Origin of the sequence: Vreelandella hamiltonii (assembly GCF_014651775.1) — a bacterium.
In the GTDB taxonomy this organism is placed as follows: domain Bacteria; phylum Pseudomonadota; class Gammaproteobacteria; order Pseudomonadales; family Halomonadaceae; genus Vreelandella; species Vreelandella hamiltonii.
This window is the reverse complement of record NZ_BMXN01000011.1, coordinates 44216-56465: the sequence shown is the minus strand read 5'-3', so window position 1 is coordinate 56465 and position 12250 is coordinate 44216. Positions and strand designations below refer to the sequence as shown.

Annotated in this window: 10 protein-coding genes; 4 read left to right on the top strand and 6 right to left on the bottom strand. The window is 57.3% G+C overall.

The genetic code is table 11. The features are described from left to right. Positions 1–105 precede the first annotated feature (105 nt). Together rnpA and rpmH are read right to left on the bottom strand one after the other, a co-directional pair. Entirely contained in the window at positions 106–507 is a 402-nt protein-coding gene (rnpA, locus tag IE091_RS10850; RefSeq protein WP_157779951.1) for a ribonuclease P protein component, read from the bottom strand. 13 nt (positions 508–520) lie between these two features. Then, positions 521–655 (bottom strand): 50S ribosomal protein L34, encoded by a 135-nt coding sequence (gene rpmH, locus IE091_RS10845; RefSeq protein ID WP_009723348.1) that lies wholly within the window; start codon positions 653–655, stop codon positions 521–523. Between the two features lie 533 nt (positions 656–1188). On the opposite strand from rpmH, the gene dnaA reads away from it, so the two are divergent. The 4 genes from dnaA to gyrB all read left to right on the top strand — a co-directional run bounded on the left by dnaA (position 1189) and on the right by gyrB (position 7483). Then, a complete protein-coding gene (gene dnaA / locus IE091_RS10840) occupies positions 1189–2658 on the top strand; it encodes a chromosomal replication initiator protein DnaA (RefSeq protein WP_039179107.1) in 1470 nt (489 codons plus the stop codon). Positions 2659–2713: 55 nt separating this feature from the next. After that, positions 2714–3817: a DNA polymerase III subunit beta gene (gene dnaN / locus IE091_RS10835; RefSeq protein WP_016915609.1), complete on the top strand. Its 1104-nt coding sequence runs from the start codon at positions 2714–2716 to the stop codon at positions 3815–3817. A 102-nt stretch (positions 3818–3919) separates the two neighbouring features. After that, the gene (gene recF, locus IE091_RS10830; protein ID WP_189463644.1) at positions 3920–5023 is read left to right on the top strand and encodes a DNA replication/repair protein RecF; all 1104 of its coding nucleotides are present in this window, start codon (positions 3920–3922) and stop codon (positions 5021–5023) included. A gap of 39 nt (positions 5024–5062) precedes the next feature. Beyond that, positions 5063–7483, top strand: a complete 2421-nt coding sequence (gyrB, locus tag IE091_RS10825) for a DNA topoisomerase (ATP-hydrolyzing) subunit B (RefSeq protein WP_039179113.1) — start codon at positions 5063–5065, stop codon at positions 7481–7483. A gap of 157 nt (positions 7484–7640) precedes the next feature. Here the strand turns inward: gyrB and gmhB are convergent, their stop codons facing one another. The 4 genes from gmhB to glyQ form a co-directional block, all read right to left on the bottom strand. After that, complete coding sequence (gene gmhB / locus IE091_RS10820) at positions 7641–8234, bottom strand: D-glycero-beta-D-manno-heptose 1,7-bisphosphate 7-phosphatase (protein ID WP_039179117.1); 594 nt, start codon at positions 8232–8234, stop codon at positions 7641–7643. Positions 8235–8241: 7 nt separating this feature from the next. Beyond that, on the bottom strand, positions 8242–9039 hold the full coding sequence (locus tag IE091_RS10815) for a BUD32 family EKC/KEOPS complex subunit (protein WP_039179119.1): 798 nt from the start codon (positions 9037–9039) through the stop codon (positions 8242–8244). Positions 9040–9218: 179 nt separating this feature from the next. Beyond that, positions 9219–11285, bottom strand: a complete 2067-nt coding sequence (gene glyS / locus IE091_RS10810) for a glycine--tRNA ligase subunit beta (RefSeq protein WP_189463643.1) — start codon at positions 11283–11285, stop codon at positions 9219–9221. Continuing rightward, positions 11285–12244 (bottom strand): glycine--tRNA ligase subunit alpha, encoded by a 960-nt coding sequence (glyQ, locus tag IE091_RS10805; protein ID WP_026001915.1) that lies wholly within the window; start codon positions 12242–12244, stop codon positions 11285–11287. Before glyQ ends, glyS begins: the two co-directional genes overlap by 1 nt. Positions 12245–12250: the final 6 nt, after the last annotated feature.

Genomic DNA, 12250 nt, shown 5'->3' with positions numbered 1-12250 from the left:
CCCGATGGGTGGTGAACATGCTAATGGCGCAGTGTCATTTGCTCGGCCCATGACACACGAAAGCCTGCCAAGCGGCAGGCCGAGGTCGAGCGGCGAGGTGTGTCGTCAAGTGTCACGTGTCAGGCCATGTGATGGCGGAGATGTCGATACCGCCGGAGCCTCGCGCTGGAGTCGTTTCCACATGCCATGCAATTGGCGAGTCAGCGTCTCGTTGTCGATCTCCTGAACGCCTCGCTTGGCCATGATCACGATATCCACAGCGGGCAAGCGATCCTGACGAAGGCGAACGGATTCTCTAACCAGGCGCTTGAAGCGGTTACGTTCCACAGCAAGCTTCACATTTTTCTTGCTGACTATCAGGCCAATGCGGGGGTGCCCCAGAGTATTCAAGCGCGCTAGCGCCATCATGCCCTTGCCATGGACTTTCAAGTCGGCTTGTTCGAACACGTGACTGAAATCCCCAGCGTTCAGCAATCGCAAGCACCGGGGAAAGCCTTGAGGCGACACACGCAATCCGAGATCAGGCGCTCAGACGCTTGCGGCCTTTGGCACGGCGGCGTGCGATGACGGCACGGCCGTTCTTGGTTGCCATACGAGCACGGAAGCCATGCGCGCGCTTGCGCTTGAGAACGCTGGGTTGAAAAGTGCGTTTCATAACTCGTTATTCCCACGTGGTTTAGGACGGAAATTGAATTCCAGATGACCCGGTCCAGTGAGGAACCAGCCGGGGAGTTTCAATTCAAGACCGGAAATTGTAGAGACTTCCTGGCCTCGGTGCAATTTTTCCTTGCATGAAAAGCGTGAAAAGGGCAATGGCGGCCCACGATGCCCTGTCAGTCTGACGAACGTCGATGACACTACTATTACTAATGGGTTTACTTAAACCTGTTGTTATTAATAGTGGGGATACTAATTGTGGATAACTCATTTATCCCTATTTTTATCAAAACCTTAAAATGATAAAAAATCTGTGGGTAACTGACTGTGAAGCAGCGTAAAAGCTGTGATTTATGTGTGATTAACGCAGCACAACTCAGCAATTTGCGGTTTTTTACCCATGCCGTCCGCTGTTTTTCCTAAGCTCTCATGGTCATTTGTCCACAGGCGGAAAAGAGCCCCGAGTGCGTGTGGATAACCGTTTCGTTGGGCGCTACAATGGTCGGCCGTTTTCAACCGATGGTGAGATGAGTGTCACTCGCGCTTTGGCAACAGTGCCTGGACTACCTGCAGGACGAACTGAATTCGCAACAGTTCAATACCTGGATACGTCCACTGCAGGCAGAAGAAGGAGAGTCCAACGAGCTTCGCTTGTTGGCGCCGAACCGCTTTGTGCGCGATTGGGTGAGCGATAAATACGCGAAGCGAATCAGTGAACTGATGCGCGAGCTTGCTCCTTCCAAACCTCCCAAGGTCAGCTTGACCGTGGGTAGTCGTCGCACCTCGGCACCTGCGCCACAGCCTAGAGAGCTGGGTAATCCCGTCTCCGCATCGCCTGCTCAGGCGCCTGCTCCCGCCGTCCATACTCCGCCCCGCGGTGAAGTGGGCGATGAGCGTGAAATCGAGCAGTTGCGCGAAGAGTCGGGCGCCGGCCGACGCGGCAACGAGCGCCAGGTACAGGTAGAAGGTAGCCTGAAGCACAGCAGCGGCCTGAATCCCAACTTCACCTTTGATACCTTCGTGGAAGGTAAATCGAACCAGTTGGCGCGTGCGGCCTCTCGGCAGGTATCCGAAAATCCGGGTGGGGCCTATAACCCGCTGTTCCTCTACGGCGGGGTAGGCCTGGGTAAAACCCACTTGATGCATGCCGTGGGCAATGCCCTGGCAGGTAGGCGGGAAAACGCCCGAGTGGTGTATCTGCACTCCGAGCGCTTCGTGGCGGATATGGTGAAGGCGCTTCAGCTCAACGCCATCAATGACTTCAAGCGTTTTTATCGCAGTGTCGACGCCTTGTTGATCGATGATATTCAATTCTTTGCTGGCAAGGAGCGCTCCCAGGAGGAGTTTTTCCATACCTTCAACGCCCTGTTGGAAGGTGGCCAGCAGATGATCCTGACCTCGGATCGCTACCCCAAAGAGATCAGTGGCGTCGAAGAACGTTTGAAGTCGCGGTTCGGTTGGGGCTTGACGGTAGCCATCGAGCCGCCTGAGCTGGAGACGCGGGTCGCGATCCTGATGAAGAAAGCCGACCAGGCCAAGGTCGAGTTACCGCATGATGCAGCCTTCTTCATCGCTCAGAAAATACGTTCCAACGTGCGGGAGCTGGAAGGTGCGCTCAAAAAGGTCATTGCCGACTCCCACTTCATGGGTAAGCCGATCACCCAGGACTTCATCCGTGAGTCGTTGAAAGACCTGTTGGCCCTTCAAGACAAGCAGGTGGGGGTGGATAATATTCAGCGCACGGTGGCTGAGTATTACAAGATCAAGGTGGCGGACCTGCTCTCCAAGCGACGCTCTCGTTCGGTGGCGCGCCCTCGGCAGGTGGCCATGGCGCTGGCCAAGGAGTTGACCAATCACAGCCTGCCGGAAATTGGTGATGCCTTTGGTGGGCGAGACCATACGACGGTATTGCACGCTTGTCGTAAAGTGAAGGCGTTGCAGGAAGAGAGCGCAGATATTCGCGAGGACTACAAGAACCTCCTGCGCCTGCTGACCAGTTAACCCATTATGTCGGCCTGCTGCGGTGGGCCTTTCAGGATAGAAAACCGGAGTTTCGATGAAATTTACCATTTCCCGAGAGGCGCTGCTTCGCCCGCTGACTCTGGTGGCGGGGGTCGTAGAACGGCGCCAAACGCTGCCTGTGCTGTCGAACGTCTTGATCCAGGTCGAAGGTGATCAGGTAGCGCTGACCGGTACCGACCTGGAAGTCGAATTGGTGGGGCGCACGGTGGCCAGCCAGGTGGACCAGCCAGGCGCAGCAACGGTACCTGCGCGCAAGCTGATGGATATCTGCAAGTCATTGCCGGATCAGTCGGATATTCAACTGGCTGTTGAGGACGGGCGCGCTGTATTACGTAGTGGTCGTTCGCGCTTTACACTTTCTACACTTCCGGTTGCCGAGTTTCCCAACATCGAAGATGCGGATGGTAGCCAGGAGCTGAGCGTACCGCGCGGTACGTTGAAGCACTTGATCGAGTCGACATCCTTCGCCATGGCCCAGCAGGACGTGCGCTACTACCTGAATGGCATGCTGCTGGAGATTCAGAGCAACCTGCTGCGCACGGTGGCCACCGATGGGCATCGGCTGGCCATGTGCTCACGTCCGGTAGAAGTGGCCGTCAGCCAGGCGCAGAAACTGATCGTGCCGCGCAAGGGTATTCTGGAGCTGTCTCGCTTGCTTGACGACAGTGACGAGCCCGTAAGCCTGACGCTGGGTGCGACCCATGTGCGTGCTCACACGGGCGACTTTACGTTCACGTCCAAGCTGATTGACGGCAAATTCCCGGACTACGAGCGTGTCGTGCCGCGCAATGGCGACAAGGTGCTGATTGCCGAGCGCGCGGAGTTGCGTCAGGTGCTGTCGCGGACCGCCATCCTCTCCAACGAGAAGTACCGTGGCGTACGTCTCTATCTGGAAGAGGGCAACCTCAAGGTCATGGCCAACAACCCGGAACAGGAAGAAGCCGAGGAGAACGTCGCTGTCGAATACAATGGCAGTGCCATGGAAGTCGGCTTCAACGTTGGCTATCTGGTAGACGTGCTTTCCGTGTTGGATGAAGACCGCGTTCAAATGACGTTGGCCGACCCCAACAGCAGTGCGCTGTTGGAAGAGCCAGGTGGCGGTGATGCGCTGTACGTCGTCATGCCCATGCGTCTATAAACGGCAGCAGGACGTTATCTATGACGGCGCTTCTGGCTTCAGAAGCGCCGTTTTCACGTGTGCTGGACGGCAATCAATGGTCTTGAAGAGTGACATCGACGCATGAGCATCAAGGAGCTTACTTTCCACGGCCTGCGTAACCTGGCCCCCACCACCTTGCAGCCATCGCCGCGCATCAATGTGCTGCACGGCGATAATGGCAGTGGCAAGACCAGCGTTCTGGAAGGTATTTATGTGCTGGGTATGGGGCGCTCCTTTCGAACCCGTCAGCTCAAGCATGCCATACAGACGGAAGCCCCATATATGACCCTGTATGGTCGTTTGGCGGGTGACCCTGAGGTTACCCTGGGGGTCAGGCGGTTACGCACTCAGCGCGAGCTGGAGCTGCGTTTGAGGGGGGAGAAGGGGGTGCGCTTGGCCGAGCTCGTGGAGGCGATGCCCCTGCAGCTCATCAATCCCGATGCCTTCAGGTTGCTGGAGGGCTCTCCTGCCGGGCGTAGAGAGTTTCTCGACTGGGGTGTGTTTCACGTGAAACATCATTTCCTGGATGCCTGGCGAAGAACGCGCCGAGCAGTGAAACATCGGAATGCCCTTCTCAGGCGTGGTAGAATGGTGGCCAGTGAGCTGGTTGTTTGGGAGCAAGAGCTTGCACAGTGGGGCGAAGAGATGGATCGGCTTCGCCTTGAGTGGTTTAGCCAGTTCTTGCCCATGTTCGAAGAAACGCTGCATAAATTGCTGCCGCTACCTGGCCTGACGCTGCGCTATGCCCGAGGGTGGGATAAGCAGCGCTCTCTGGCAGAAGTGCTGAGGGATAGCCGAGAGACGGATCAGCAGATGGGGTTTACCCAGCAGGGCCCTCAGAGAGCAGATTTACGTATTCGATTGAACAAGCAGCCAGCCGTCGAGGTGCTTTCCAGAGGCCAGCAGAAATTGGTCGTCAGTGCGCTGAAGCTGGCTCAGGGGCGGCTTCTGGAAAGTACCACGCAGCGGCACTGTATCTATCTGATTGATGATTTACCTGCGGAGCTGGATGACAGGCACCGCCATCAATTTTGCCATTTACTGGAAGAAATGCAGTGTCAGGCTTTTATTACCAGCGTTGAAGCCACGGCTCTAAGGAATAGTTGGCAAGCCAGTACGGACATAAAAATGTTTCACGTGAAACATTCCCCGGCTGGATGGAGTCAATTGGAGACGGATGGCTAAACGACACGGAACGAGACAGACTTCACGACGGAGTGGTCAATGAGCGAGCAGGCTTACGATTCATCAAGCATCAAGGTGCTCAAAGGACTGGACGCAGTACGCAAGCGTCCGGGCATGTACATCGGTGATACCGACGATGGCACCGGGCTGCACCACATGGTTTTCGAGCTGGTGGATAACTCCATCGATGAAGCTCTGGCAGGCCACTGCAGTGAAATTCGCGTCGTCATCCACCCGGATGAATCGATTACCGTGAGTGATAACGGCCGCGGTATTCCGACTGAACTGCATGAAGGCGAAGGCGTTTCGGCAGCTGAGGTCATCATGACCGTGCTGCACGCAGGCGGCAAGTTCGATGACAACTCCTACAAGGTGTCTGGCGGGCTGCACGGGGTAGGTGTCTCGGTGGTTAACGCGCTTTCAGAAGAGCTGCGTCTCACCATCTGGCGGCAAGGCGAAGTATTCGAGCAGATCTATCACCACGGCGTACCGCAGGCTCCCCTTGGGGTCGTGGGCAAAACTGAAAAAAGCGGTACACGTGTACATTTTCGTCCGTCTCCTGCCACGTTCGCCAATATCGAGTTTCACTACGATATTCTGGCCAAGCGGCTACGTGAACTCTCCTTCCTGAACTCCGGCGTTGCAATTCGCCTGATGGATGAGCGTAGTGGCAAGGAGGAGCTTTTCCATTACGAGGGCGGCTTGAAAGCCTTTGTTGATCACCTCAACAAGAACAAGACCGTTCTCAACCCGGTTTTCCACTTCAATGCGGAGCGTGAAGACGGAGTGGAAGTCGAAGTGGCCATGCAGTGGAGCGATGCGTTTACAGAAAACATCTTCTGCTACACCAACAACATTCCCCAGCGGGATGGTGGTACTCACTTGGCAGGGTTTCGGGCAGCGCTCACGCGGACATTGAACCATTACATCGAAGCCGAAAATCTGCTCAAGAAATCGAAGGTCAATACCTCCGGTGATGATGCTCGTGAAGGTTTGACGGCCATCATTTCGGTGAAGGTACCGGATCCCAAGTTCTCCTCGCAGACCAAGGACAAGCTGGTTTCTTCCGAAGTGAAAACGGCGGTAGAGCAGGAGATGGGGCGTCTGTTCGCAGAATACCTGATCGAAAAGCCCAATGAAGCCAAGTCGATCGTCAACAAGATGATCGACGCGGCGCGAGCCCGTGAAGCCGCCCGTAAAGCGCGTGACATGACGCGTCGTAAGGGGGCTCTGGACATTGCTGGCTTGCCCGGCAAGCTGGCTGATTGTCAGGAGAAAGACCCCAGCCAGTCAGAACTTTACCTGGTGGAGGGTGACTCGGCTGGCGGCAGTGCCAAGCAGGGTCGTGACCGTCGTACCCAGGCCATCCTGCCATTGAAGGGCAAGATTCTAAACGTCGAGAAGGCACGCTTCGACAAGATGCTCTCTTCCGCCGAGGTAGGCACGCTGATCACGGCATTGGGATGTGGTATCGGCCGCGAAGAGTTCAACCCCGACAAGCTGCGCTATCACTCGGTCATCATCATGACGGATGCCGATGTGGATGGTTCGCATATCCGTACGCTGCTGCTGACGTTCTTCTTCCGCCAGATGCCCGAGCTGATCGAGCGGGGCCATATCTTTATCGCGCAGCCACCGTTGTACAAGATCAAGCGTGGCAAGCAGGAGCTCTACCTGAAAGACGAGCAGGCCATGGTGGACTACCTGACCACGACGGCACTGGATGGTGCAGGGCTCCATGTGAATGCCGATGCACCGGGCATCGCAGGCTCGCAGCTCGAGGCCCTGGTGAATCAGTACCGCAATGTCATGAAGCGGATTGATCGCCTGGCACGTGTTTACCCCATTGAGGTATTGAAGCAGGCAGTACATGCCACTGCACTGCAAGGGGAAGCCAGCCTCAAAGATCGCGGTACCATGCAGAACTGGATTGCCGAGCTTCAGAAAGCCATGGATGACAAAGTGGCGTATGAGGGCGGCCCGCGTTATCAGTTCCATCTTCAGGAAGACACCGAGCGTGGTCTGCACCTTCCCGCAGTGTCACTGATTGCTCATGGCGTGACGACCGATTATGTGTGGGGTCTGGATTTCTTCGAGAGTGCCGACTACCGTGCGATTGCAGGGCTTGGGCAAACACTTAACGGCCTGTTGGAAGAGGGCGCCTACATTGCCCGTGGCGAGCGTCAGAAGCCGGTCAGCCACTTCTCTGATGTGTTGGCCTGGTTGATGCAGGAAGGCCAACGTGGCTTGTCAGTACAACGCTATAAAGGGCTAGGGGAGATGAACCCTGACCAGCTCTGGGAAACCACCATGGACCCCGATAGTCGCCGCATGCTGCGCGTGACCATTGAAGATGCCGTTGCTGCTGACATGATGTTCAACACGCTGATGGGCGACGAAGTGGAGCCTCGCCGAGACTTTATCGAAACCAACGCTCTGGTGGCCAACCTCGACGTATAAGGCTGACCTTCACCAGCTATTGGCCATTGATGAAAAATGTTTCACGTGAAACATTGAATCAAAAAGCCGCAGTGGGCATATGCGCCACTGCGGCTTTTTTATGGGAATTTATGTGAAGAACTGTCCCGCGTGATCAGGCTTGGCGCTTTACAACCGTTTAGCGATTTCGCTCGCGCGAATCTAGTGTTCCGGCTAACAACTGTTCAACGAATTCGGCAAGGTCACTGACGACCAGAGTGTTCTCCAAGCCCACACCTTTGGCTAGCGTTCTCGCACCTTTGCCTGTCTTTACCAGCACGCTTTGGCAACCTGCCGCCTCTCCGGCCTGCAGATCTCGCAGGCTGTCACCTACCATCCAGCTGCCCTCCAGGTGATCCAGGCCAAGTGCCTGCTGTATTTGCGTCAGTAGGCCGGGCAACGGTTTTCGGCAGGGGCAGTCATCTTGCGGGCCATGGGGGCAATATGCGATGTGCGCAATATGGCCACCTTCGGCTTCTACCAGGCTGCTCATGCGATGATGCATGGCTGCCAGGGTGGCTTCATCGTAATAGCCCCGTGCAATACCTGATTGGTTGGTGGCCACGGCTACCGTAAAACCAGCCTGTGAAAGCCGCGCGATGGCCGTGATGGAAGCAGGGTAGGGCACCCACTCCGCCAGGGACTTGATGTAGTCATCCGAGTCATGATTGATGACGCCATCTCGGTCAAGTATCACGAGCCGTTCTGGCATCAGAGAAGTCGTCGAGGGCATGAAAGTCCTATTTGCTGCGTAGGTGCTGATTCAGTAGCGCCAAGGCGTGCAGGGTATGGGCAATCTTTTTGCCATCGCTGCCAAAGCGCTGGAAAGGAATTTTCTGGAGGCGTTGCAGGCGCGGCAAGGTCGCCAGAAAGCGTTCGCGTACATCGTCGCGGGTGGCCTGCAGGCCGTCCATCAGGGCTGCGGTCAGGCGTTCACGATGAAGAGGTCGTTTGCTCAGCTTGCCATAGAGAGAAAAGATGAAACAGTGCCAATCGCGCACCATGCAGTCGGTGAGTTCATGTACCTGGCCTGGGTCCGTTTCGAAATCGATGAAAACGACTCCATCTTTGTTGACCAGGATGTTGCGTGCAAAGGCCTCGCTAAGATAGCAGCTGCGTTCATGAACATCATTGAGCGCTGAAATCCCAAGGTTTAACAGTTGGTCGATTTCATCTGGTGTTTGCGCCTGGGTCAATTTCTCCAGCAGCGTGGCTGCGGGTTCCTCCGCGCTGCCTGCATCGGCCAGCAATAGGGCGTCAGGGGTTTCTGCCAGAATGGTCGGTACGGCGATACCCGCGGCAGACAATGCTTTGATACGACTGGCTTCCAGCGCCACGCTCTCTTGGCCGCCCAGATTGGGCACCGGCTTGAGCGCTTCGATGTTCAGCCACCGCGCCATCAAGGTCAGTGGCAGGTAAGCCAGCCGTGAGTTACGTTTGGCGGCTTTTTTCAGCCAGACCTTGCGTCCTGCCATCTGGTAAGACGCCATGTTGGACTGCTGCTGAGGCAAGGTGTCGAAAAGAAACATATCGTACATGGCCAACTCCCTTGGCGACGTGAGTGCATAGCCGCCAGGTATGTCAGACGCAGCGGCAATTGAAATGTTTCATTAATTTTACCTTGATGTTTCACGTGAAACAAAAGCTTCGTCAAGCACGAAGAAATAAAAAGCCCGGCCACCTGGGCCGGGCTGCAAGCGTTTCTGACGTGAGGCGCTTACTGGGGTAGCTGAGAAATATCCGCGACTTCCAGGAAAAGTGCCTGCAGGCTGGCGAGCAGAGCAAGGCGGTTGCGACGCACGGCCTCGTCATCGGCCATGACCATGACCTGATCGAAGAACGTATCGACCGGCTCACGCAGCGTTGCCAAGGTGTCCAGAGCTTGCTGGTACTCACCGGCGGCAAATAGCGGAGCTACCTGCTGCTGGCAGTGGATGACGGCCTCCGCCAGTGTCTGCTCGGCGCTCTCTTGAAGCAGAGAGGTATCGACTTGCGTGCTGCCATCGTGCGCCTGCTTGCTCAGGATATTGGAGACACGCTTGTTGGCAGCCGCCAGAGCGGTGGCTTCCTCACGCTGGGCAAAGGCTTTGACGGCACGTAACCGACGCGCAAAATCCAGCGGCTTGCTGACGGGACGAGCACGCACGGCCAGGTACATCTCGGCGGTAATGCCTTCGTCCTGCCCCCAAGCGCGGAAGCGGTCGAGCATGTAGGTCAGCACTTCCTCTACCAGTCCTTCGGCTTTGGGCAGTTGCTGGTGCTGGTCAACGGCGACCTGCAGCAGTTCACGCAAGTCGAGGTTCAGCTCGCCTTTTACCAGGATATTCAGCACACCAATGGACGCGCGGCGCAGGGCAAAGGGGTCCTTGGCGCCCGTGGGGCGCTGGCCGATGCCGAAGATGCCCACCAGCGTATCAAGGCGGTCTGCCAGGGCCAGTGCTTGGCCAGTCAGACTGGCGGGGATGGCGTCGCTGGCAAAGCGCGGAAGGTACTGTTCTTCCAGTGCCTGGGCTACTTCGGCAGGCTCGCCATCCTGCTCGGCGTAGTAGCGGCCCATGATGCCTTGCAGCTCGGGGAACTCGAGTACCATCTCAGTGACCAGGTCGCATTTGGCCAGTGCCACGGCACGCTGAGCGTGGGCAACATCACCCTGGATGCGCTCGGCGATGAAGGTAGCAATGGCCGTGCTGCGGCGTGCCTTGTCTGCCAGCGTGCCGAGCTGCTGCTGAAACACGACGCTTTCCAGCTGAGGAATGCGCGATGCCAGCGTTTTTTTGCGGTCGGTATCGTAGAAGAACGCAGCATCCGCGAGGCGAGGTCGGATGACCTTCTCATTGCCGGCAATGACCTGGTCAGGGTCCTGGCTTTCGATGTTGGAAATGGTAATGAACAGCGGCTTGAGCTTGCCGTGGTCATCCAGCAAGTGGAAGTATTTCTGGTTGGCCTTCATGGAGGAGATCAGGCACTCGGCGGGCACGTCCAAAAAGCGCTCATCGAAGCTGCCGGTCAATGCCACGGGCCACTCGACCAAACCGCTGACCTCGACCAGCAGGTCTTCATCGATGACCGCATTGGCTTCCTGAACTTCTGCCTCGGCCAGCACCTGCTCACGAATACGCTCGCGGCGCTGCTGACGGTCGGCCAGCACGTAGGCGTTTTCCAGTACTGCCAGATAATCGTCGGCGTGTTCGAGCTGGATCGCATCCGGGGCGTGGAAGCGATGACCGTAGGTGGTGCGGCTGGCCTGCAGGCCTAGTGCTTCTGCGGCAATCTCTTCCTTGCCATAAAGGGCGACCAGCCAGTGTACCGGGCGGGAGAACTCCACACGAGACGCGCCCCAGCGCATGTTCTTGGGCACCGGCAGCGACTGAAGCGTCTTGCGAATCATGTCTGGCAGTAGTGCTTGGACACTCTCGCCTTGCTGCTGCTCCTGGAAGCCCAGCCAGGTGCCTTTGTCGGTTTCCAGATGAATCAGCTCATCCACGCTGACGCCACAGGAGCGCGCAAAGCCTTCGGCGGCCTTGGTGGGCACGCCATCCTTGAATGCGGCGGCCAGCGCGGGACCACGGCGCTCCACTTCACGATCCGGCTGCTTGTCGGCCAATCCCGATACCTGGACGGCCAAACGACGCGGTGTTGCATAGGCAGTGACGGACTGAAACGGAACCTCTGCTTCCTGCAGACCTTTTTCAATACCCGCAGCAAACGCATCAGAGAGCGCGTCCAGGGCGGTAGGCGGCAGCTCCTCGGCACCCAGTTCCAGTAAAAGCGTATCAACGGCCATCATGCGTCTCCTTGGTCGGCTAGCAGTTCGCGGCGCAGGGCCTCGGGCGCCATGGGGAACCCTGCTGCTTTGCGTGATTCGAAGTAGGCGGTCGCCACGTCACGGGCCATGGTGCGCACACGCAGGATGAAGCGTTGACGTTCGGTGACCGAGATGGCGTGGCGCGCATCCAGCAGGTTGAAAGTGTGCGACGCCTTGAGCACTTGCTCGTAGGCGGGTAGCGGCAGGCTGGCGGCCAGCAGTTTGCTGCACTCTTTTTCCTGATGGTCGAAGGCAGCAAAGAGCTGGTCGACGTCGGCGTGCTCGAAGTTGTAGGCTGACTGCTCCCGCTCGTTTTGCAGGTAAACATCGCCGTAGCTGACCTTGCTGCCGTCCGGCGCAATGGCCCAGACCAGATCGTAAACGCTATCGACGTTTTGCAGGTACATGGCGATACGCTCGAGGCCGTAGGTCAGCTCGCCGGTGACGGGGTAGCACTCGATGCCGCCCGCCTGCTGGAAGTAGGTGAACTGGGTGACTTCCATGCCGTTTAGCCATACTTCCCAGCCCAGGCCCCAGGCCCCGAGCGTGGGGGATTCCCAGTTGTCTTCCACGAAGCGAACGTCGTGAACCAGCGGGTCGAGGCCCAGGCGCTTCAGTGATCCCAGGTACAGGTCCTGCAGATTGCTGGGGGAGGGCTTCATTACCACCTGAAACTGGTAGTAGTGCTGCAGGCGATTGGGATTTTCGCCGTAGCGGCCGTCGGTGGGGCGGCGGGAAGGCTGCACATAGGCAGCGTTCCAGGTTTCGGGGCCAATCGCCCGCAGGAAGGTGGCGGGGTGGAAGGTGCCCGCGCCGACTTCCATATCGAGGGGCTGGAGAATCACACAGCCCTGTTCTGCCCAGTACTGTTGCAGAGCAAGGATCAAGCCTTGAAAGGTCGACACATCGGGTGTCGATTGGTTTGTCGAGACACTCATCGCGGA

Excerpts from the sequence above, each read along its gene's own strand:
- rpmH (WP_009723348.1), bottom strand. The coding sequence starts at position 655 with ATGAAACGCACTTTTCAACCCAGCGTTCTCAAGCGCAAGCGCGCGCAT.
- dnaN (WP_016915609.1), top strand. The coding sequence starts at position 2,714 with ATGAAATTTACCATTTCCCGAGAGGCGCTGCTTCGCCCGCTGACTCTG.
- recF (WP_189463644.1), top strand. The coding sequence starts at position 3,920 with ATGAGCATCAAGGAGCTTACTTTCCACGGCCTGCGTAACCTGGCCCCC.
- gyrB (WP_039179113.1), top strand. The coding sequence starts at position 5,063 with ATGAGCGAGCAGGCTTACGATTCATCAAGCATCAAGGTGCTCAAAGGA.
- gmhB (WP_039179117.1), bottom strand. The coding sequence starts at position 8,234 with ATGCCCTCGACGACTTCTCTGATGCCAGAACGGCTCGTGATACTTGAC.
- IE091_RS10815 (WP_039179119.1), bottom strand. The coding sequence starts at position 9,039 with ATGTACGATATGTTTCTTTTCGACACCTTGCCTCAGCAGCAGTCCAAC.
- glyS (WP_189463643.1), bottom strand. The coding sequence starts at position 11,285 with ATGGCCGTTGATACGCTTTTACTGGAACTGGGTGCCGAGGAGCTGCCG.
- glyQ (WP_026001915.1), bottom strand. The coding sequence starts at position 12,244 with ATGAGTGTCTCGACAAACCAATCGACACCCGATGTGTCGACCTTTCAA.